The organism is Variovorax sp. R-27, assembly GCF_049913215.1.
In the GTDB taxonomy this organism is placed as follows: domain Bacteria; phylum Pseudomonadota; class Gammaproteobacteria; order Burkholderiales; family Burkholderiaceae_C; genus Variovorax.
On record NZ_CP183984.1, the window covers coordinates 2,434,078 to 2,454,982 of the forward strand.

The window sequence follows — 20,905 nt, forward strand, 5'->3', positions numbered from 1 at the left end:
TTTTTTCATTTGCCGGCTGCTGTCGCCACCGGCACGGGCAGTCGCAGGCGCAGGCAAGTCTCTCCGGGCTTAGAGCGCACCGTGAGTGCGCCACCCAGCGCGGCGGCGCGCGTGTGCATGTTCGTCAGTCCCTTGCCCGCGAACTTGGCTTCTGCATCGAAGCCGCGGCCGTTGTCGCGCAACTCGATCTCGATGATTTCGCCGGTGCTGGTGGGCACCAGTCTCGCGCCGAGGCTGGCCCGCGTCGCCCGCGCGTGCGCCATCAGGTTGGCGAACGCCTCGAACAGCAGCATCTGCGTCTGGTGGGACTCGCGCACGCTCCAGCCCGTCATCAGCGGCAGGGGGCCTACGTCCCAGTGCAGTTCGATGCCGGCAGCCTGCAGGCGCGGCCCCAGGCGGTAGCGCACGCTGCCCAGGGCCGAGGCCACGTCGCCCTCGCAGCCATGCATGGCGTCCACCGTGAGCTTGAGCTGGTCCACCGCGTCGCGCAGGTGCAATGCCACATCGCCGAGGGCCGTTCCTGGTTGCTGGGTCATCTGCAGCAGCCCGACCAGCTGCCCACCGAGACCATCGTGCAGGTCCTGCGTCAGGCGCTGGCGTTCTTCCAGCGCGCCGCGCGCTTTTTCTCCTTCCCGCTCGCGGGCGAAGGAGGCTTCCAGGGCGGCGTTGCGCTCGGCGAGTTCAGCCTCCAGCGAGGCGTTCATTGTCGCCATCGCCCGGGCGTCCTTGCGCATGCGCTCGGCGATGACCCATGCCAGCGTGATGGCGAAGCCAACCCAGGCGAAGCGGATCCACGGCACCATCGCGTAGGCCTCCGGCGAGGTGCGCATCACCCAGACGTCGCGCGCGCCGCACAGCACGACCAGCACCACGGCCACGCCCAGCACGCGGTGTTCCAGCACGGCACTGCGCAGCGCCACGCGCACCACGACGACCATCATTGCCAGCGCGGCCAGCAGGCCCAGCGACCGCCACAGCGGCATCAGCCACAGCAAAGGCACCATGATGCCCAGCACGGCCGCAACCGGTGCCAGCCAAGCCATCAGGCCCAGCAGGCGTGCCAGGCGGGTGTTGTCGCGTCCCACCACGGCCAGGGCGAAGCGGCATAGCAGCGGCACCGCCGCCTGGAACGCAGCCAGCGGCAGCACACCCCACCAGGGCCAGGGCAGAGGCACATGCGTGAACAGCACGCGCGCCGTCTGCACGGACCACAACAACTCTCCCAGGCCGTAGTAGAGGTAGATCGGTTCGCGCTGTCGCAGCCACACCAGCAGCGACAGCGCTCCCAGCACGCCACTCACGATGGCAATGAAGCGTCCGCCGCTGACATGCCAGAACAGGGCGTCTTCGTACAACGGAAGAACCTCGGCCTTGCTGCCGACCACCACCGGCGACAGCCCTCCCTGCCTTGCAGCCTGTGCCGCGATGACGACTTCAACGCGATGCGGCGACGTCGAGCCCGAGGCCGGCAGCACGAAGTACTGCGGCGCAACGGAGGCATCGTCGTAGGGGCCTGGCGGGAAGGCGCCGAATCGGGCCAGTTCCTGGCCGTTCACCAGCACACGAAAACTGTTGCCCAGGCGCGGCACGAACAGCGCCAGCGGCGCGGCAGGGTCGGCCACCGGTATGTCGAACGCGAACCGCGCCTCGCCGTCGACTGCGCCTTGCCGCTGATCCCAGTCATAGGGCAGTGCGACGGACTGCGGCGGCGGTGCCTGTGCTGGAGCCTGACCGCGCAAGGCCAGCGTGAGCTGCGCCTGCTCGATGAGCGTGACTGCCCGCGAAGGAGCGCTCCATCCGGCTCCCAGCACCGCGAGCATCAGCAACAGCAGTGCTCTCATGCTTTCGCCCCGATGAGCGGATCCAGCTCCGCGCGCAGCCGCCTGATGGCCACTTCATGCCGCAGCGTTTGCGCCCCGCGTCCGTAGGTGCCGGCCTTGCGGATCAGCCGTAGTTGCTCGCGCTGCAGCTGAGTCTTCAGGCGCCTTGCTTTCCAGCCGAAGGTCCATCCCATCTCCCTGCGGACCTTGTAGCGCTGCATGGGCGCGCCCAGGCGAACCCATTCGTCGTCGCGGATCAACTCGCGCTCCGGCACGAACCAGGCTGCGAGGGCATGCAGGTATGTGCCGTTCTCGCGAACGGCAACCCGCCAGAAGAGCCCTGCCGCGATGACAACGGGAATGCCCTTGACGATCAGCAGTACGGCCATCTCGCCGTATCCGCCGTCGAAGAGGTCTTCCAGAAACGGCGCGTTCCACACGAAGTGCATGGCCCACGCAAGGCCGAAGCACAGCAGCGCGCAGGCAATCCGCATCACCATCGGCCGCTCCGGGTGGAGCAGGAACCATGCAACGCCGAAGGACGCGATCGTCGTGTAGGCCGCGTGGCTCCACAGCCCGCTCAGCAGCCCGCGCGTCAGCAGGTTCAGAAGCACCGGATACACCTGGTTTTCGAGCGGAAAGTGCATGGACGAATTGACGGTGTAGCTCAGGTTTTCGATCACCTGAAAGCCCAGCCCCGTCATCGCACCGACGATCAGCACCGAGAGATAAGTCTGAAACTGGTTGCGCGCGACCAGCACCAGCAGGATGACGCCGGCAAGCTTCAGGAATTCTTCCGTGATCGGCCCCGCAATCGCCGCTCCCCAGACCGCGACGAACTCCGGCGACACCAGCTTCGCGCACAGGCTCTGAATCGCGATGTTGGCCGGTGCGGCGAAGTAGACAGCGCCCATTCCGCCCCACGCAAAGGCCAGCACATAAGCCTCGGGCGGATGCTGCTCGAGCAAGTCCAGCGTGCGAAACGCCTGGAAGAAAGCCAGGGAGTAGAGCCCCCACACCAGCAGCCCCAGAAACGCGGTAACGGGCACCACGCGGAACCCCATCGAGAACATGCTGACCGTATAGAACAGGCCGTTGACGATCAGCGCCGTCAGCACCCAGAACGCGGCGCGCTGCGGCTGGAAGAATGAATCGGTGCCAACCGGCCAGCCCGCGTCGTCCTGCTCGAAGGCGGGCGAACTCATTGCGGCGCCTCCAGGTCCATCGAGTCCAGCATGCGCCGCGCTTCCGTCAGCGCATCGTCCATGCCGTCGTTGGAGCCGTAGAAGTCGATCTGCACCAGCGACTTGCGCCGCAGGTCGACCACCTGCCAGAACCGGCCGGCCAGCTTTGGGCCGTAGTAAGCGAAAGTCTTGCCCTGCAGGCCCCATGAGGTGACGAAGTCGGACACGTCGCCCTCGATGCTCAGGCGCTGGCCGCGTTCCATCAGCCGCTGCTGCCGTATCAGGGGGCCGTCGGGTCCGCCCACCCACCGGCCCGTGGTCACCAGGAACTTGTGGCCGCCCTTGAACAGCATCAGCGACTTGCCTGCCTTCGAGCGCGACACATCCATCTCCCATCCGTCGGCGGGAATGAACCGGGCCTGGCCGACATCTATCGTCTCCCCCACGGGCAACGGCCTGCTGCCCGAGGTATGGCGGTCCCAGAATGTCAGGCCGCCCACGTAGACGGCAATGGCGAGAAGCACCGCGAGCGCGCCCGGCCAGGTGCGATACGGTATTCGGCGTGAGGGCTCGTTCATCCTTTGATCCTGCCATACGATCGCGCCTGTCCCGGTGGGCGCGGCAAGCGATGCGGCATACTCCCACCCCCCTCAAACTCACCAGAATTCCACTGAATGGACAAGGAAGTCGAACCCCACGTACTCGCCGTCATCGACGAAATGCGGCTCAAAGGACCACGGCTCACGCCGGTCGAGATCGTCGCCAAGATGGGTGTGTTCGACGCGCGGGACAAGCCATTCGACCACGCCTGGCTGGCGACCGGCGACAACGTCATCGCCACCATCTGGGGCGAGTTCGTGAGCGTCGGTTCGGGCGGGCGCTGGTTCTGCATCGAGTCGCTCGATACGCAGCATCGCGTTGGCGGCGGCCCGCGCAACGCGCAGCAGGTGCAGCGCGCCAAGGACCGGCTCGCATTGCTCAAGCGCACCTTCGACGCAGGCCAGGGCTTCCGTGCCGTGCTGCAGACCAACCGCATCGCCATCGCCGAGCTGGAGAGCAACAAGGACGCCAAGGTTTCCACCCGCGTGCGCGACGACGACGAATGGCACGTCGCCACCTGGGAGCCCGAGAAAAAGCTCGCGGTGCTGGTGCGCGGCCCGCGCGGCTGGGTTCCGACCGAGGCCGACCTGCAAGCCGCGAAGGCGCGCGGCAGCGTGCCGAAGGTGGCCGAGCCCGCAGCAGCAGTCGCAACCGGCCAGGCTTCGCCCGAGGAAGTGCACGCAGCCGCCATCGAGTACGTGACGAAGCACTTCACCGGCTATGGCTACAAGGCCGAGAACGTGATCGCCCAGAACATCGGCTTCGACCTCGAAGTGTCGAACGCCAAGGGGCAGACGCTTCTGCGCGTCGTGGTGAAGGGCACGGCGCCCGGCGTGCCCAGCTTCAAGCTCAGCAGCGAAGAGAGCGCGTGTTCGGTGCGCGAGCCGCTGTGGCGCCTGCTGGTGGTGACGGATGCGGGCAGCGGGGTAGCGCAGCACAAGATCTACAAGCCGACCGAGATCAGTTCGGCGCCGGGTTACGACCCGTCGTAAACAGCGAGCAAGACGGCCTCCTAGGGCGACGGGTTTTTGTTGCCCGCCGCTTCGCCCGCAAGCTGGTGCCACCACCAGCGGCCGGGCACATGCGGCTCGCCAGGACCGGGAACGGTGAAGGTGGCCGCATCCGCGCCTTCGATCACCTTTTTCTCGTCAAGAAACCATACGGTCGTGCCGGCGGTCGCATAGCCGTGGCCAGGTCGCGGAAGTTTTCCGGCCTGGCACCCTTCAGGCGGGTTCCGTAGAAATAGACAGCTTCACGATCACGAGCGATGTGGCTGATGTCATGCAGCTCATCGCGCGTACCGTCGCGGTAGTTGAGCCGTATCTCCGGCACGATCTCGAAGGCCTCCGGGCCCTTCGTACGGATCGCCTTGGCGGTGATGTAGTAGGCGCGCTCCCTGTCGTGCGCGTAACGAAGGTTCAGTGCCTTGAAAGTCGCGTGATCCGCGTCTTCGACACTGTGCCGTCGCCTATTCGGAGATCAGATCGCTCGGTCACGGCGTTTCCACAACATTGACTGCGTCACTTGCCGCTTGCTGATCCGAGCTTGGGCCGTAGCTGGCGCCCATCAGTTGCATGTTTTCCGACACGGGCTTTGCGGGTGCCGGCGGGGACAGCCCAAGCATGGCGAGAGGCATTGCCATGAGTCTCAAGAACAGGCGCTTCTTGCTGTCAGCCATCCTGCCTCCGTGGTGCTCAGGTCGACTGGTAGGTATCGCGCACACGATCGAACCGGCGTTGCGCGAGGTCTTCGTCGCGGATCATGAGGAAATGGTTGCCGTCGCCACTGGCTACGGAATCCGATCGGCGGGCGCCGGCATGGTATTCACCGCCGTACGAAAACAGGTGCCGCCATGGCGTCTGGCCGGGCACTGCGATGTGCCCGCCCGCCGGGTCCACGTCATCTTCGGCGTGGCCCTGGATGTCGTCGGGCCAGCCGCCTAGCCGATCGCCGAAGTTGCCGCCGTGCGCGGTGTCGCCTGGAGGCAGGTGGGGCGACAGCTGCAGCGAGTCTGCTCCCTGGAACCAGGCCCAGATCGCCTTGCTGCTGTGCTGCGGCAGGGCCGTCTTCCAGTGATGCGGCACGCTGAGGCCGGAATGCGGCAGCAGCCGGTCGGCCATCGGCAGACGGGACCAGGCTTCTTCGGGGCTTGCAGGATGGCCGTAGGAAGACCAGCGGTCGTTCCAGCGCTGGAGCTCGACGGGCCATTCGCGGCGCCGCAGCGCGGCCGGCCGTGCGTCGTGCCAGTACACGTGGTGAAGCGGCGTCTTGCCATCGTCGTCGCGCATCGCGTCCATGAAGATGAAGAGCACGCCGCTGCGCGGCAGCTTCGGATCGAAGCCGGGGAGCGCGGACAGTTGGCCCAGGTCGAGCTGCGCGATGAAGGCGAGCGGAAATTCGGTCTGCAGTGCGGCCATGCGAGCCTGCAGCCACGCGATGCGGCTCGCATCGACCTTCGGGTCGCGCCGCTTGGTGCCTGGCAGTGCGTCGCGCATGAGCGCCAGGTCTTTCTCGGTGGCGCCGCTGGCGCGCATCGTTTGCAGCAGCCCTTCGACATCGCTTGCGGACATCGACGGCTTGGGGTGCCGGATGTCCTCGATCTGCTTGCGAAGCTGCGCCAGATGTCGCTCGGGCGCGGCCAGCGCGGGGCGCATGGGCCACGGCGCATCGGGTGGAAGGTCGGGGTTGCCGGCCATCTTGCTGGTGCCGACGGGTAGCGTGTCGTCCTTCTCCTGGCGGCGAACGAACATCACCACGGGCCGCACCGAGGCCTCGATGCGCCGGGCGTAGTCGCTCAGCCCGGCCTTGCGCAGCGATTCGCGCAGGGCCCGGGTATCAGCAAACACGGGCATGCATCAGGACTGCTCGGGCATGCTGGGCCACTTGCTGTACGCAAGCCACCAGAGCACAGTGCTCCATCGAAAAACTACCCATCTTCATTCGCTCCTTGCGCGCTGGATCGCCAATGCTGGCAGGAAGGCACCGCCAGACTCAAAGACCGTTGGCCTCGCCACCGGGCAGATCGAAGGAGTCGGGTCTCGGGAATCTCTTGTCGGGCTTGGGAACTGCGCGCCTGTGAATGGATGCGAAGCTTGCGCAGCAGGCCGCCCCGATCACAGGAATCAACCACACCAGAGCCAGCTGGAGTCGTCGTTGCAGTGGCGAATAAAAGTCGCTGCGCAACACGACGACCGTTGCGGTCAGGTTGCCTGCGAGCACTGCGATGGCAATGAAGGCGAGTACGAAGTACACATGTCTGGGCAACGTGGCCTCCCCAAGAGCTTTTGAGGGGAATGTAGCCATGGGCGAATGCAGGCGTCAACCGCTCGCATTGGTCTGATGCATCACCATGCAACGAGCGGTTGTCGAAGCGGTGCGATCCGATGAGCCCCCAGCGCTGCGACGCGTTTGCGTGCGATCGATTGACATCGCGCAAGGTCTCCGCAGCCTGCCTCAGATACAAATAGAAGCCTTCATCGGAGCCGGGCGGGCATGGTTTCTTGACTAATGGTTGTTGGAGTGCATCAAAAGGTGTAAACAGACTGTTCGGAGCGTTTCATCAGTGTTACGTTTCCCGAAACTATCGAGGGTGATATGAACGAAGATGGCCAAAAAGCGCCGCGATCAAGGATTTATCTGCCGGTATCGGGGAAATTCCTTATTGCATTGATTGGCGCAATTGCCTGGATGGGGTTTTCGATATGGGCCGCCGAACTCTGGCTGGCCGACTTGAAATACCACGTCGGCGCCGCGCTGGCCATTTTTCTGGTCTATGGCATTGCCATTATTCCGGGCTTCATGAATGCATTCATGGCCATAAGCCTGCTTTTGGACAAGAGGCCGTCGCATCCTTCTTTGTCCGCTTATCCTGCGATATCCATGCTGGTCGCCGCGTACAACGAGGAAGCTTCCATCGAGGAAACTCTTATCAGCATCGACCGGCAAAATTACCCTGGCCCTCTGCAGGTCATCGTGATCAATGATGGCTCCACCGACGGCACTTCTCTTGTTGTCCAGCGCGTCCAGAATCGATATCCATGGCTTACCTTCGTCGATCTGAAAAAGAACGGAGGCAAGGCCCGCGCCCTGAACATCGGGTTCAAGGAAGTTCTGCACAATCTGGTCGTCACGGTTGATGCCGATTCTTTCCTGTATCGAGGCGCGCTGGCCAGTATTGTCGAGCGCTATCTGGCTGACCCGCCCAATACGAGGGCCGTCGCGGGAAAAATCCTGGTTCGAAACTCACGGCAGAACTGGATTACCCGTTGCCAGGAGTGGGACTATTTCCACGGCATTGCTGCAATCAAGCGGGTGCAATCGCTGTTCCAGGGCACCTTGGTTGCGCAAGGTGCATTTTCTGTCTACGACCGGGCCGCGCTGGTGGAGGTTGGCGGATGGCCTGAGTGCGTGGGAGAAGACATCGTGCTCACGTGGGCCCTGCTGAAAGCCGGCTATAGGGTTGGCCACTGCGAGGACGCGTGCCTGTTCACCAATGTGCCCAGCACCCTCAAGCAACTGGTCAAGCAACGCCAGCGATGGGCGCGCGGCATGACGGAAGCCTTTATCAAGCACCCGGGAATTCTCCTGAAACCCCGCTTGTCGACATTCTTCATTTACTGGAATCTGCTCTTTCCGTGGCTGGACCTGGCGTTCACCATCGGATTCATACCAGGGTTGGCAATGGCCCTTTTCGGCTACTACTGGATTGTGGGTCCGATGACTCTCGCGCTGATACCGGCTGCTTTCGCATTGAGCCTCCTGATGTTCTTGATCGAGCGCCGGACGTTCAAGAAAACAGGGCTGGTCGTGCGCAAGAATGTTCAGGGCTTCTTTTTCTACGTATTGCTATATAGCCTGTTGCTGCAGCCAGCCAGTGTTCTCGGATATCTGGATGAACTGTTCAGAAGGCCTAAATCCTGGGGAACAAAATGATCGACGTGCTGAAATATTTTGCCGCCGTTGTTTCGGGATTTGTTTTTCTGGCTTCCTCATGCGAAGGAGCGGAGGAAAAAAGCCCGGAGAAAACAACCGACATGGCTTTCGGCTCAGAATTCTATTTGACCAACGACAGCGATAACTTTCAATCGCGGCGAGTGTCGGTCGAGTTTTTTCCTGCTTTTGAGAATGCCGATCGCTTTCTCGGATTCCGGCTCGGCGATTATCAATACCGTCAAAATAAATGGCAAAGAGCCGGAAAGAAGATCTCATTTCTGGCCCGCTCGATCGAAACCAGAACCGGCGATGGAGGGGCAATGGAGGCCGGCCTGTTCGAGCAGGGAGGGCACACGCTGCTGACGCTCGACGGCAGCTACCGCATGTCGCCGACAAAGAGCACGGCAGTGGAGTTTCTTGTGACGCGCGACTGGGTGGAAACCCCGAAATCCCTGGACCGCGGGATCGATTTTTCATTTGTCGGGGTTGCCGTGGATCAAGGGCTTGGAAGCCATGTGACCCTGGTGGGGCTGCTGGGACAGCAGTTTTTTTCCGACAGCAATCGACGCGACCACGCCCGCCTTCGGCTGATTTATCAACCGTCGCTCGATCTGGGGCTGACCTTGCAAGCGCGCTATCGAACGTACCGGAGCAGTCATGAGGACGTGGACAGGGCCTATTTCAATCCGAAGAACTACAGCGAGTCGATGCTGGCGGTCGGCTGGCGGCATCGTTTCCAGGGATGGACTGCCGCTCTGACGGCAGGGCTTGGCAACGAGACGATCAATCACGACTTGAATCAGCCAACAAGACTGCTGGACCTGAGTCTGCAAAGCCCAGTCAGAGGATCGCAGGTCTTTCGCTTTGGCGCCGGCTACAGCCGCAGCACCACCTTCTCGGGCCCCAGCTACACGTATCGGTATCTGCGCGGCGAGTGGGTGATACTTTTCTGAGGTCAAGGCGCCCGCAGGCGAGCGGGCACCCCCGCAGCCTCACGCCTTCGACAGGCGCCGCCGAGCCTTCACCGCCGAAGCCAGCCCCTCGAGCACCGGCACCGTCTGGGCAAAGCCGATGCAGGCATCGGTGATCGACACGCCGTGCTTCAGCGCGACGCCGGGCTTCAGGTCTTGCCGTCCTTCCTCGAGATGGCTCTCGATCATGATGCCCGTGATGCGCCGCTCGCCGGCCGCGATTTGCGCCGCCACGTCTTCGGCGACCACGATCTGCCGCTGATGCTGCTTGCTGCTGTTGCCGTGCGAGACATCGATCATGACCTGCGGCCGCAGGCCGTTCGCCAGCAATGCTTCGCAGCTGGACGCAACATCCGCGGCCGAATAGTTGGGAGCCTTGCCGCCGCGCAGGATCACGTGGCAGTCGTCGTTGCCGCGCGTCTCGAAGATCGCGGCCATGCCCATCTTGGTCATGCCCATGAAGGCGTGCGGCGCGCGCGCCGCAAGAATGGCGTCGGCCGCGACCTTCACGCTGCCGTCCGTGCCGTTCTTGAAGCCGACCGGGCAGCTCAGGCCTGACGCCAGTTGCCGATGGCTCTGGCTCTCGGTGGTGCGAGCTCCAATGGCACCCCAGGCGATCAGGTCGGCAATGAACTGCGGGCTCAACAGGTCGAGAAACTCGGTGCCGGTCGGCAGGCCCAGGGTCGTCAGTTCGAGCAGCAGGCGCCGCGCGCGCTCCAGCCCTTCATTGATCGCGAAACTGCCGTCCAGGTGCGGGTCGTTGATGTAGCCCTTCCAGCCCACGGTGGTGCGCGGCTTTTCGAAATAGGCACGCATCACGATCAGCAGGTCGTCCTGCAGGAAATCGGCGACCTTCTTCAAACGCTGTGCGTATTCGATGGCCTGGTCGTGGTCATGGATGGAGCATGGACCGACCACCACCACCAGCCGGTCGTCGCGATCGTGCAGCACGTCGGCGATGGCCTTGCGGCTGCTTTCGACCAGCGCCAGCGTGTTGTCGCGCACGGGCACGCGCTCCTGCAGCAGGGCAGGGGTGATGAGCGGACGAACTGCGCCGATGCGCACGTCGTCGATCCGGGTGGTGTCGAGCGTGCTGTCGCGGGAGCCGATTTCGGCGTCGTGGAGGGGGTCGTCGAGGCGGGGCATGGGGTGGCTGTGAAGTCGAATTGAGCTTCTTCGATTGTCTGCTCGATCAGGAACCCTGCTCGTCCCTCAACACGGCTGCTCCCGTGCGGGGATTCGTCAGGGTGACGTTCTCGAGCGCCTTGATTCGCCACTCGCCAGCTTGCCGCGTCAGCACGGCAAGGATCAGAGTGTCGACAGCGTGCGGGCCCGCCGGGTGAGCCGCACCGGCCGTGAGGCGGCTCCAGAAGTGAATGATTGCCGCGCCATCGCTGATGGCGACCACGTCGATCAGCTCGTTCTCGAGCGTGGAATCGCTGTAGATGGTTGCGTGGATGGGCGCGTGCAGCTTGACGATTTCCTCGACGCCGCGCACGTAGTGCCCGAACCGGTTCACGAATGTCGCATCCTCATGGAACAGCGCTCCGAGGGACTCCATGTCGTGGTTGTTCCAGGCGGTTTGAAATGCCTGGGGCGCGTCTTCAGGTTGTCTCATTTGAATCATGTGGATTCTCACAAGTGTCTATGCAGGGCACCCGGCGTTTGCCTTGGGCGTCTACTGCCAGGCGGCCAGGGCAAATTCTGGCCCACCGCGGGGTTGCCGCTCATGCTGCCAACACGGTCAATCAGCGCGCGCTGTCAATGATCATCCCGCCGTCAGAAGTCAGGCTGTAGCCCGTCAGGAACTGTGCATCTCTGCTGGCCAGGAAAAGAACGACGGGCGCAATGTCATCCTCAGGCGATCCATGCCGTCCGAGCGCGTTGCTTGCGGGAGGTGCATCGGCTCCGGCGCCCCAGGTGTCTGCAACGGGCAATATGTTGTTGACCGTGATCTTGTCGGCTCCCCACTCCCTGGCGGCAGATCGCGTCAGCGCGCGAACAGCTTCCTTCGCCATGTTGTATGGGGCGTAGGGCGCCATGCCAAGCACTCCCGCAAGCGACGCGAAGTTGATGACCCGGCCCTCGCCGCTGGCCTTGAGGTGGGGATGGCAGGCTTGCATGGTGCGCAAGTAGGCAATCGGACCCATCTCGAAATTGCGCTGCAGTTGTTCTACCGACATGCCAATGACCGTCGCTTGCACGACAGAAGGGTCGAATGCAACGTTCACGAGGATGTCGAGACCGCCATAGGTCGAGACGACCGTATCAATGGCTGCCTTGATCTGGCCAGCGTCGCTCACGTCGCATACAACGCCGAGCGCAGTGCCTCCGGCCTCTTGAATGTCGGCGACGACACGGTCGACATTCGCGGCAGTCCGCGAAAGAACGGCGACCTTCGCGCCTTCAGCCGCAAACAGCTTGGCAGTCGCGCGGCCAATGCCGCGTCCTGCTCCTGTCACAACAGCAATCTTTCCATTGAGTCGAGCCATCGGAATCTCCTTCAGTCGAGGCTTGGTTGTTTCGCCGTTGCGGCGGGGATGTTCGGCGACGGAATATCGCGAGCGGCGTTCTGCGTCGCGAATGAAGAGATCAGCAGCACGAGGCCCACCGCGGCAGGTGTGGCTGCACTGGCCTTGCGCACATTCATGTGAGCAGACGCGGACAGAAGCAGGTGGAAGAACACGCCGGCGTAAGCGAGGTCACTCAGCCGAACGCTCACACGCGAAAGAATGGCCGCGACCGCCAGGAGCTTTACGGCAATCAGGATCGGAACAAGGTATTCGGGATAGCCAAGGTCGGCGAGAGCCTGGCGGACCCAGCTCCTCTTGGTGATGTACATCACCGCAGAAGCCACATACAGAAGGCACAGAAGCGCAGTGCTTATCCAGTAGAAATAGTTTTCGATCATCAGGTTTCCAGATCAAGGTGAGTCAGGGCCGCGAGGATGTCGTCTAAGATCAAAAAGAACAAGTAGGATGAAAAAATGGTGGCTAGTATGGAAAAACTGACTAATGCAGCCGGCAGCACCAACATGCATGAGGAAATGCGCAGGGCATTCGCCTTGCTTTCCGGCAAATGGAAGCTGGAAATCATGTGGTTGCTCAACCAGCGGATCTATCGCTTCGGAGAGCTGCGCAAAGCAATTCCAGGGATAACCCAACACATGCTGACGGCGCAGCTGCGGGAGTTGGAGGCGGACGGTCTGGTGTCCCGTACGGTGTTTGCGGAGGTGCCTCCCCGTGTCGAATACGAGATCACAGGCAAGGCCCTGGGACTCGGACCTACGATGGCTGCCCTCACGGCGTGGTGGGAGCAGTACGGCCGCAGCGTGCCCACAAAGACAGCCTCGCGAGGTCGCAAAGCCAATTCCAAGTAGGGCCGAAGGCTCCTCGCAGGCCGATCCCGATAGCAGGCCCGCCAAAGCTGCCAGTTGTGTGGAAGCAGCTCGGAAAACCCGACGTGCCGGCCTGCACCTGCTCGCATGACATGCCGCCGGGCATGGAAGCGAATTCCTCGCCGACGATGAGCAACCACGACGCGCTGCCGCATCCGCGCGCATAGGCGCCCGGGTCGTTGATCCGCGCGCGGTTGAACATCAGGTCATCGGGCAGCCGAGAAGCAGCCGTGTCGCCCTTCTTACTCGGCTGTGGCCGGGTCGATGACGCTGTACACCCGGTCCACCCGGTTGGCCGGAAAGCCGCCGAGCTCGGCATGCCGGCGCACGAGGTCCTCGTCGGTCGCCTGGTAGACGCAATAGATCCGATCGCCCGTCACGTAGCTATGGATCCATTGGATGTCGGTGCCCATGCTGCTGAGGACGCCGCAGGACTTTTGCGAGATGGCCTTCAGGTCGGATGGCGTGAGCTTGCCGGCGCCGGGGATGTCTCTTTCGATTACGAACTTGGGCATATTAATACTCCTGTTTGTAGAATCGGCCAAAAGCGACCAGGCCCCATGGTGCCGACTCGATAGGCCCGTGGTTTGACCGCCCCTCCGGAGTTATTGACCGAAACCCCGGCCTTGCTGCTCGAGAGGTGACTATGGACGTGCTGTCGGACGTGCTGCGGACCATCCGGCTGGAGGGCGCCCTGTTCCTGAACGGAGACATGCGCGCGCCCTGGTGCTTCAACGTCCCCAAGGGCTCGGACATGGCCCAGGTGCTCAAGCCCGGCGCTCCACGCCTTGCCATCTGCCATCTGGTGCTGCAGGGGCAGTGCTGGGCGCAACTCCAGGGGGCAGAGCCGATTCGCGTGAACGCCGGCGAAGTCATCGCCGTGCCGCACGGCGATCCGCATGTCCTGGGGAGCCACCTGCGCCACGCAGCCGTGGACGTCGAACATGTCGTGCGCCCGCAGGTGCCCGCGGTACAACGCATTCGCTACGGCGGCGATGGCGATCGCACGGTGCTCGTGTGCAGTTGGCTCACGTACGAAGGCGATGCGCCCAACCCCGTCATGTCCAACCTTCCGGGCCTCTTCATCACGGCGCTGCGCAGCAGGCCGGCGGGGCCGTGGATCGAGCAATCCGTCAGTTTTGTGCTGGGCGATGCAGCCGCGCGAGCGCCCGGCTCGGAGTTGCTGGTCGCCAAGGTGGCCGAGTTGCTGTTTGCGGAAGTGGTGCGGGGCTATATCGAATCCATGCCCGCCAACAACCCCGGCTGGCTGGCCGGCCTGCGCGACCCCCACGTGGGCCGTTGCCTGGCGCTGATGCACGGCGAGCCCGCACGCGCGTGGACGGTGGAGGCACTGGCGCAGGAATCCCACATCTCGCGCAGCGTGCTGGCGGACCGTTTCACAGAGCTGGTGGGCGCGCCGCCCATGCACTACCTGGCGCACTGGCGCATGATCCTGGCCGCAGGCATGTTGCGCAGAGACCAGGTCAACCTTGCGCGCATCGCCGAGGGCGTCGGCTACGAGTCGGAAGCGGCCTTCAACCGCGCCTTCAAGCGAGAGTACGGCGTGTCACCAGGGGTTTGGCGGCACAACGGTTAGCCCGCTGTATCGCTGCCTGCTTTTGCAGTTGTTGATCGTCCGTCGCCTTGATCTTTGATGTCGTCGAGGTCTCGATCCAATCTCTGGAAACGATTTGGCGGTCATTCCAGCGACCGCCCGCAAGGACACCCATCGTCTCGCACGCCTGGAGCACCGCAGCCATTGGGCGGGTCGGCGAACGCTGGTAACCCAACGAGCGAAGCAAGTGCCGTTCCGCCGAGAAATGAAGCAACCTGGCGCCGTCTCATATCCCATACTTTGCTTCAGCGACCGAACTTGCTCACCACTGCCGCCCAAAGACGAGCAGGCTCGTCGCTCTGATCGATCGAGCTATCGACACCGGTCTGCACCATGATCAGCTTGGCAGTCGGGTCGATGAAGATGCGGTGTCCGTACCCGCCAAGAAGAACAAACTGGCGCCCCGAACCGGGAAGCAGCCACATCAAGTAGCCATAGCCAAGGGCTTGAGGGCCAGATACTCCGGGGGAAAGGTAGCGATCCGACGGGCGCGTTGTCGTTGCCTCGATCATCCATTGGGCCGGAATGATCTGTCTGCCTTCCCACTTTCCGTCATGCGCGAGCAGCCGTCCCAGACGTGCATAGTCCCGCAGAGCCGCGCCGAAGAACGTCCAGGCGACTTCGCTGCCTTGCGCGTTCACGAGCCAGGCGCCGTCGGCCTCGGTGCCTATCTGAGACCAGACTTTCTCGTGCAGGTAGTCAGACAGGGTGCGACCGGTCGCACGCTCCACGACGAGGCCGAGCACCGCGGGCTCCATGCTGGAGTAGTGGAATTCAGTCCTGGCCGGGGCAATGCGCTGGGTGAAGGCAGAGATCGTGTCGATGGTGCTGCGCTGCGGTCCTCCGCGCCCAAGCAGCCTGTCGATCCAGGAGCGGTGGCCGAGGACCATCCCACCCCACAATCGATCAAGATCCTGGTCGCCGTTGGCCTCTTCGCCGAACTTCACGCCAGAGGACATGTGCAGGAGGTCGCGCAGAGCAGTCTTGCCGTACTCCGTGCCTTGGAGCTCCGGAACATAGCCCTGCACCGCGTCGTCTGCCGACCTGATCGACCCGTCCGCGACAGCAAGGCCAACCAGCAGGCCAGTGATGCTCTTTGCCATCGAACCCGAGAACAGGCGATCGCGGTCCGACCGGCCGTACTGATAGCGCTCCTGCAGGATCGTTTGATCCTTGGCGATCAGCAGACCGGTGACCGGGTGCCGTGCCAGATAGTCCTCGATGGTTTGGTCGGCACCCTTGTAGCGATAGCGAACATCGGTGACCGCATAGGCAAAGCACCATGGGGCTGCTGCGCGAGCAACCCGGCGAGTGCGGTACTGGTCATCGAAGTGACTGAAGGCACCGACGCGGTACTTCATGTCCAGAGGTTCGCCTGGCTGACCACGCAGCAAGGGATCAGCGACAGGGAAACCTTCTTTGATACCGAATGCTTCCGCACGAGGCCCCGTCGGCGAGAAGGTGGGGCCGTTGTCACTGGCAGGCTCGTCACAGAGCGAACGGGCACTGCTTGTCGTCGGCCGCAGTGCCGAGCACGCGGCTAAACCAAGCAGTACCGCGCGGCGCGATGGACCGTATTGCGTCATGAAAGCACTGCTTTGCGCGATGGTGTGGGCATCCAGCTTCAATGGCAGAGGCGGCGATCCAGCGCTTTGCGGCAGCTGGCAATGGTCCGCACTTTCTACCTGAACGTCTGCGCAAGGGCAATTCGCCCGACTCGCTCAAATTCGAGGTCTGCGCTGAGGGGCACCCCGAGTATTCTTGCGCCGTCAAAAGCACAGCGGAGACAGCGCACATGTACACAGAACAAGGCGGCGAAGGCCCAGACCTCCTCCTCATGCTGCACGGCATGGGCGCAACAGGCGCCGTGTGGTCGCCCATGTGCGCAGAGGCCGGTGCTCGCTGGCCCGGCCGCTGGCTCGCTCTTGACCTGCCCGGCCACGGCCAATCTGATCGGCAAGACTCCTACGCCATCGGCCAATACGCAGCAAGCGTTGGACGCGCATTGCTGCCGCACATCCACCCAGAGGGTCGCCTCGTCGTTCTCGGGCACTCGCTCGGCGGAGTGATAGGCCTCGCCCTGGCAACGGGTTGGTTCGGCGTTACACCGCACCGCGTCTTCGCGGCCGGCATCAAGATCGCGTGGAGCGACGAAGAGCTCCGCCGCATGGAGACGCTGGCATCCCAGCCTGCCAAGAGCTTCCCCACGGAAGCAGAAGCGTGGGACAGATACCTGAAGGTCTCCGGCCTCGCCGGAATCACCAACGCGGCATCAACCGTCGTCACGCGAGGCATCGCGCATAACGACAACAACGACGGCTGGCGCCTCGCAATGGACCCCAGAGCCAACGCCGTAGGCAAGCCACCGCTGTCTGAGCTGATGACCCTTGCGCGCTGCCCCATCCATCTGGCCCGCGGAGGCAACGACGCGCTTGTAACGATGGAGCAAACCCGTTCCCTCGACCCCGACGCCCGCGACCTCGGCCCGCATGGCCACAACGTGATGGTCGAGGCTCCCGGGCAGGTCTGGGATTGGATGGCCTCCCTCAACTGAGCTGAGGGTGCAGGCCGCTTTCAACGAGAGTCTTCAGCCCTTCGGTGAAGCGTTACCCGCACTTCGGCTGCACGCGCCCTCAACTGGCCGCAGCCACCGTCGACATCTTGCCCGGCTGAATTGCGCAGCTTCGTCAGAATGCCCCGCTGATGCAGCGTGCGGGCAATCTCTTCGCAGCGCTCCCATGATGGGCGGCTGAACGCCACGCCATCCACCGCGTTGAACGGAATCATGTTCAGCACGCCGTACTTGCCGGAGAGCAGCTTCACGATGCCGTCGATTTCATCCTGCCCGTCGTTCACGCCTTCCAGCAGCGTCCACTGGTACTGAATGGGGTAGCCGGTAGCTCGCGCATAGCGCTCGCCTGCATCGACCACTTCTTCGGGCGTCAGGTTTGGCGCGCGCGGAAGGAGCTTCTTGCGCAACTCGGCCTTGGTCGTGTGCAACGAGAGCGCCAGCGCGGGCCTTACGCGTTGCTGCAACAGCCTCTCGAACGCGCGCGGGTCGCCCACGGTGGAGAACACGATGTTCTTGTGGCCGATGTTGCCCACCGTGCCGAGCAGGTCGATGGCCTCCATCACGTTGTCCAGGTTGTGGGCCGGCTCGCCCATGCCCATGAACACCACCTTGCGCACCGGCCGGCGCATGCGCGCGAGAGCGACCTGGGCAATGATCTCTGCGCTTCCTACCTGGCGCAGCAAGCCGTCGCGGCCCGTCATGCAGAACTGGCACCCCACGGCGCACCCGACCTGCGAAGACACGCACAGGCCATCGCGAGGCAGCAACACGCTCTCCACCGTCTGGCCGTCCGCGAGGGCCACGAGCAGCCGCTCCGACCCATCGGCGCCGGGGTGCACCGCGTGGATGCGCGCCAGCCCCGCAAGCTCGGCCTCGATGGCGGGCAGGGCCTCCAGCAGCGACGACGGAAAGAAGGTGCCCGGCAGGCGCCTGCCGCTGTTGCGGGGCAGCGCATGCGACCACAGCCGCAAGATCCGCTGCTCGTGGCTGGGGCCCGCGCCGGCTTCGCGGAGTCGTTGTTTCAGTTCGTGGATTCGCATGCACTGCCGCCTGGGGCAAATGGACTCTTGCGCACGTCAGCGGCCCAGCCGTGCTGGCGCCTGAATGTGCAGAGTGATGGTCGACATGCCGCAGATTGTGCCCGGCACGAAAAGTACGCTGCCTTTGCGCCGTGCCGAGCCGTTTTGGCGATCGACAGCCGCCCGACTGTCATTGCTTTGTGTCTCGCCGCTGCGCCCCGGCAGATATCTCTTCGATTCGAGAAATCCTCGACGAAATCTTTTCCCTTGCGCGGCTTCGCTTCTCTACAGTGAATGCCCCATCGACAAGTCGCCCCTCCCTGTGGGCGGCGAACATCCACCGCAAAAGGAACACCCCAAAGACGACCGATTGAATGCGTGAATGAACCGCCTTGCCTCACGGCGGGTTGCCGATGCCCTCGTGCATCGGTGCGAACGTGAGGCACAAATGGCGACGGCCAGGGTGCGTGAACACCCTGGCCGTCTGACCACATGACGTGCACTACTTTGGAAAGGAAGCACACCAAATGGCTGAGCGAATTATGGCCGGGCGTTCTACGCCCCAATCTTCCCGTCGCCGCACACGCGGTTCGTCGAAACCCGCCACGCGGACAAGCGACGAAGCAAGGGCACTCCTCGAAATAAAACTGGCGCAGCTGAACTCGCTGCTGTGGTGTTGCTACGGCGACGGCAACGGGTGGTTCGAGGAAGCAGGGGAGATGCACCGGGACCGCATGCTCTGGATTGCTGCGGATCTGGCGCGGGAGGCGGAGATGCTGTTGCAGGAGAGTGGGCTGGGGTAGGGCATCCCACAAAAGCGGGATGCCCTAGAACTTTCCTCTGCGCTAACGTGGCGCCGAGGAGGGTTCCCATGCCGATCCCGAACTTGTTCTACGGGCATCAAGATGCCCTGATGCGCGGTGCGTCTCCGACAACGCTCGCCGTGGGCGACTCCTGGTTCTGGTACCCGTTCGACAACCTGCTCGGCGAGATTGCGACGCGCCGCGTTTTGCAGTCGATAGTCGTGGCAGGCTACAACGGCTCAGAGGCTTCGGAGTGGCAGGGCAAGTACGCCGGGTCGATCAAGGCCACCTTCGACTTCTATGCACGCGGCCCCCTCGTCAAAGCTCTTTTGCTCAGCGGTGGCGGAAACGACATCGTGGGGCAGAAGAATTTTCCGAAGCTGATCAAGGCCAATTGCTCGGCCTGTCAGTCGGTTCCGTCCTGCTATGCGGATGGGCAGCCTTCGACAGCACTGGACAAGATCATCGGCCACTACCGAAGGCTGATCAAACTCTTCAGAACCTATAACCAGACTGCCGTCGTCGTACTCCACAACTATGACGACGCGTACGCAACTGGCCATGGCGTTTTTGGCCCGGCAGATTGGCTCAAGGTGCCGATGGAGAAATGCCAAGTCCCGACCTCCTTGCGCAAGGACCTCTTCGCAGATCTTGTCGCTGCCTTTGGTAAAGCACAGGACGCATTGGCTGCAGAGCCTGGCTTGGGAAAGATCGTTGCGCTGAAGACGACAGGTACGTTAGCGGTTGATCAGTGGGCCAATGAATTGCATCCGACGCCTGAGGGGTTTCGACGGCTTGCGGAGTTGAAGTTTTTGCCGGCGCTGGATGCTGCTTGGCAGTAACCAGCGCAAGGCCGTAAGAAAAGCACGAAGAAATACGGAGGCCGAAAGATGCACTGGACAGCGGCGAGCTTAGCCATAGCGGCATTTCTGTTGATGCCAAGTGCATCTTTTTCCTTCGAGCTATCGCCGGACGGAACGTCCTTCGAGAAGAAGCTCGCGAAGAAGGGACAACCAACCGGGGAGCGGCTGTTCGGCCTGATTGCGGACTTGGGCGTCCGGAAGTTCGGTAGCCCGGTTCACGAAGAGATCGCAAACCGATCAATGGGTTGCGATGGAGATGCAGATATTTGCGCCGACCCCGACTGGGACCCAATGCAGGCCTACGTGCTGGCCGGCGTTCGCTGGAATGATGATCCGCCGTTCAGATTCGAGTCCGCGTTCGGGAAGTACCGTGGATGCAAGATCGGCGACACGGTACGCCTTGTAGTGCAGCCGGAGTGTTGGGGGAGAGTGTTCGTCGACGGAAAGAAAAGGGCGGCTCGCGGCGACGTGTTGAATGCCAAGACAGCACCGCTACTTGTGCGGTCCCATTTCGGCGATATGCAGTTTCTTCACGCAATGGGCTCGGTCGATGGTGAGCTGCCGGACATCACCTACAGGCGCATCATGATGTGGGCCGAGTTCACGTGGAAGGTCGCGACCCAGAAGATCGCTCCTGACGGCATCGTTGCTAGTCAGGACGTGGCGGGTATTCGCGATGTCTTTGGCTTGAATGGCTGGAGCGTGCAAGACCTCTTTGCTCTCGGCAACCCGAACATCCGCAAGCCTTCCTATCTGGGTGCGGTCGCGTTCGGAAGCCTTTTGCACACTGTTCAAGATTCGTTCTCTCGCGCGCATGTCGAGCGGGAACAAGTAACGACGGGGGCCAAGTGCCCTGGTGCCAGCGATTACGCAGCACCAGGCCGCATCAGAGAGTTTCACGCTTACGGTCACCAAGACTCGGACAAGCACTCCACTGCGGACGTTCGTGCCGCATTCTCCGTTCACTGGTCCTCCGGAGCACCAAGCGCGGTGGACGTTGGACGGGTGCTTGCGCAGTTCTATGACAGCCAAGCGGAATGGCTGGAGGTTCGGCCGTATGTGGAGTGCGTATTTCGACTAGCGCCGAATCCGACGGTGGCATCCCCCGGTGACTATGCCGTCGATTGAT

23 protein-coding genes are annotated in these 20,905 nt (G+C 62.9%); 9 read left to right on the forward strand and 14 right to left on the reverse strand.

Features of this window, described 5'->3' with window-relative positions:
* Positions 1-5: 5 nt before the first annotated feature.
* The 3 genes from ACN9MV_RS11270 to ACN9MV_RS11280 are packed head-to-tail and all read right to left on the reverse strand — an operon-like array spanning position 6 to position 3,582.
* Positions 6-1,841 (reverse strand): 7TM diverse intracellular signaling domain-containing protein, encoded by a 1,836-nt coding sequence (locus ACN9MV_RS11270; protein WP_426392244.1) that lies wholly within the window; start codon positions 1,839-1,841, stop codon positions 6-8.
* On the reverse strand, positions 1,838-3,025 hold the full coding sequence (locus ACN9MV_RS11275) for a PrsW family intramembrane metalloprotease (RefSeq protein ID WP_426392246.1): 1,188 nt from the start codon (positions 3,023-3,025) through the stop codon (positions 1,838-1,840). Before ACN9MV_RS11275 ends, ACN9MV_RS11270 begins: the two co-directional genes overlap by 4 nt.
* Positions 3,022-3,582 (reverse strand): hypothetical protein, encoded by a 561-nt coding sequence (locus tag ACN9MV_RS11280; RefSeq protein WP_426392248.1) that lies wholly within the window; start codon positions 3,580-3,582, stop codon positions 3,022-3,024. The genes ACN9MV_RS11275 and ACN9MV_RS11280 overlap by 4 nt, the downstream gene beginning before the upstream one ends.
* Before the next feature lie 96 nt (positions 3,583-3,678).
* Between ACN9MV_RS11280 and ACN9MV_RS11285 the strand changes: the two genes are divergently transcribed.
* Positions 3,679-4,596 (forward strand): protein NO VEIN domain-containing protein, encoded by a 918-nt coding sequence (locus ACN9MV_RS11285; RefSeq protein WP_426392249.1) that lies wholly within the window; start codon positions 3,679-3,681, stop codon positions 4,594-4,596.
* Positions 4,597-4,738: 142 nt separating this feature from the next.
* On the opposite strand, the gene ACN9MV_RS11290 is transcribed toward ACN9MV_RS11285, so the two are convergent.
* The 4 genes from ACN9MV_RS11290 to ACN9MV_RS11305 all read right to left on the reverse strand — a co-directional run bounded on the left by ACN9MV_RS11290 (position 4,739) and on the right by ACN9MV_RS11305 (position 6,907).
* The gene (locus ACN9MV_RS11290; RefSeq protein WP_426393160.1) at positions 4,739-5,026 is read right to left on the reverse strand and encodes a hypothetical protein; all 288 of its coding nucleotides are present in this window, start codon (positions 5,024-5,026) and stop codon (positions 4,739-4,741) included.
* A gap of 70 nt (positions 5,027-5,096) precedes the next feature.
* Positions 5,097-5,282 carry a hypothetical protein gene (locus ACN9MV_RS11295; protein ID WP_426392250.1) on the reverse strand — a complete coding sequence of 62 codons (186 nt, stop codon included), beginning with the start codon at positions 5,280-5,282 and terminating at the stop codon, positions 5,097-5,099.
* Positions 5,283-5,298: 16 nt separating this feature from the next.
* Complete coding sequence (locus ACN9MV_RS11300) at positions 5,299-6,456, reverse strand: DUF1963 domain-containing protein (protein ID WP_426392252.1); 1,158 nt, start codon at positions 6,454-6,456, stop codon at positions 5,299-5,301.
* A gap of 139 nt (positions 6,457-6,595) precedes the next feature.
* Complete coding sequence (locus tag ACN9MV_RS11305) at positions 6,596-6,907, reverse strand: hypothetical protein (RefSeq protein ID WP_093059076.1); 312 nt, start codon at positions 6,905-6,907, stop codon at positions 6,596-6,598.
* Positions 6,908-7,198: 291 nt separating this feature from the next.
* On the opposite strand from ACN9MV_RS11305, the gene ACN9MV_RS11310 reads away from it, so the two are divergent.
* A complete protein-coding gene (locus ACN9MV_RS11310) occupies positions 7,199-8,536 on the forward strand; it encodes a glycosyltransferase (RefSeq protein ID WP_093082430.1) in 1,338 nt (445 codons plus the stop codon).
* A complete protein-coding gene (locus ACN9MV_RS11315; protein ID WP_426392253.1) occupies positions 8,533-9,489 on the forward strand; it encodes a hypothetical protein in 957 nt (318 codons plus the stop codon). Before ACN9MV_RS11310 ends, ACN9MV_RS11315 begins: the two co-directional genes overlap by 4 nt.
* Positions 9,490-9,528: 39 nt before the next feature.
* Here the strand turns inward: ACN9MV_RS11315 and ACN9MV_RS11320 are convergent, their stop codons facing one another.
* From ACN9MV_RS11320 to ACN9MV_RS11335, 4 genes are all read right to left on the reverse strand, one after another.
* Complete coding sequence (locus tag ACN9MV_RS11320; RefSeq protein ID WP_426392255.1) at positions 9,529-10,653, reverse strand: 3-deoxy-7-phosphoheptulonate synthase; 1,125 nt, start codon at positions 10,651-10,653, stop codon at positions 9,529-9,531.
* 46 nt (positions 10,654-10,699) lie between these two features.
* Positions 10,700-11,068 carry an SgcJ/EcaC family oxidoreductase gene (locus tag ACN9MV_RS11325; RefSeq protein ID WP_426392257.1) on the reverse strand — a complete coding sequence of 123 codons (369 nt, stop codon included), beginning with the start codon at positions 11,066-11,068 and terminating at the stop codon, positions 10,700-10,702.
* Between the two features lie 187 nt (positions 11,069-11,255).
* On the reverse strand, positions 11,256-11,999 hold the full coding sequence (locus ACN9MV_RS11330) for an SDR family NAD(P)-dependent oxidoreductase (RefSeq protein WP_426392259.1): 744 nt from the start codon (positions 11,997-11,999) through the stop codon (positions 11,256-11,258).
* A gap of 11 nt (positions 12,000-12,010) precedes the next feature.
* A complete protein-coding gene (locus ACN9MV_RS11335; protein ID WP_426392260.1) occupies positions 12,011-12,418 on the reverse strand; it encodes a DoxX family protein in 408 nt (135 codons plus the stop codon).
* Positions 12,419-12,505: 87 nt separating this feature from the next.
* Between ACN9MV_RS11335 and ACN9MV_RS11340 the strand changes: the two genes are divergently transcribed.
* Positions 12,506-12,886, forward strand: coding sequence for a winged helix-turn-helix transcriptional regulator (locus tag ACN9MV_RS11340; RefSeq protein WP_354337529.1), 381 nt, complete (start codon positions 12,506-12,508; stop codon positions 12,884-12,886).
* Positions 12,887-13,146: 260 nt separating this feature from the next.
* Here the strand turns inward: ACN9MV_RS11340 and ACN9MV_RS11345 are convergent, their stop codons facing one another.
* Positions 13,147-13,419, reverse strand: a complete 273-nt coding sequence (locus ACN9MV_RS11345) for a DUF4242 domain-containing protein (protein ID WP_093059083.1) — start codon at positions 13,417-13,419, stop codon at positions 13,147-13,149.
* Between the two features lie 131 nt (positions 13,420-13,550).
* Here ACN9MV_RS11345 and ACN9MV_RS11350 point away from each other — a divergent pair, with 131 nt between their 5' ends.
* Positions 13,551-14,501 (forward strand): AraC family transcriptional regulator, encoded by a 951-nt coding sequence (locus ACN9MV_RS11350; RefSeq protein WP_093177727.1) that lies wholly within the window; start codon positions 13,551-13,553, stop codon positions 14,499-14,501.
* A 263-nt stretch (positions 14,502-14,764) separates the two neighbouring features.
* Here the strand turns inward: ACN9MV_RS11350 and ACN9MV_RS11355 are convergent, their stop codons facing one another.
* Positions 14,765-16,147: a serine hydrolase domain-containing protein gene (locus ACN9MV_RS11355; RefSeq protein WP_426392262.1), complete on the reverse strand. Its 1,383-nt coding sequence runs from the start codon at positions 16,145-16,147 to the stop codon at positions 14,765-14,767.
* Between the two features lie 167 nt (positions 16,148-16,314).
* On the opposite strand from ACN9MV_RS11355, the gene ACN9MV_RS11360 reads away from it, so the two are divergent.
* Entirely contained in the window at positions 16,315-17,073 is a 759-nt protein-coding gene (locus ACN9MV_RS11360; RefSeq protein ID WP_426392264.1) for an alpha/beta fold hydrolase, read from the forward strand.
* 20 nt (positions 17,074-17,093) lie between these two features.
* On the opposite strand, the gene ACN9MV_RS11365 is transcribed toward ACN9MV_RS11360, so the two are convergent.
* Complete coding sequence (locus ACN9MV_RS11365) at positions 17,094-18,131, reverse strand: RNA methyltransferase (RefSeq protein WP_093082447.1); 1,038 nt, start codon at positions 18,129-18,131, stop codon at positions 17,094-17,096.
* Between the two features lie 506 nt (positions 18,132-18,637).
* On the opposite strand from ACN9MV_RS11365, the gene ACN9MV_RS11370 reads away from it, so the two are divergent.
* From ACN9MV_RS11370 to ACN9MV_RS11380, 3 genes are all read left to right on the forward strand, one after another.
* Entirely contained in the window at positions 18,638-18,913 is a 276-nt protein-coding gene (locus tag ACN9MV_RS11370; RefSeq protein ID WP_093082450.1) for a hypothetical protein, read from the forward strand.
* A 68-nt stretch (positions 18,914-18,981) separates the two neighbouring features.
* Positions 18,982-19,755 (forward strand): hypothetical protein, encoded by a 774-nt coding sequence (locus tag ACN9MV_RS11375; RefSeq protein ID WP_426392265.1) that lies wholly within the window; start codon positions 18,982-18,984, stop codon positions 19,753-19,755.
* 48 nt (positions 19,756-19,803) lie between these two features.
* Positions 19,804-20,904 (forward strand): hypothetical protein, encoded by a 1,101-nt coding sequence (locus ACN9MV_RS11380; RefSeq protein ID WP_426392267.1) that lies wholly within the window; start codon positions 19,804-19,806, stop codon positions 20,902-20,904.
* The last annotated feature ends 1 nt before the right edge of the window (position 20,905 follow it).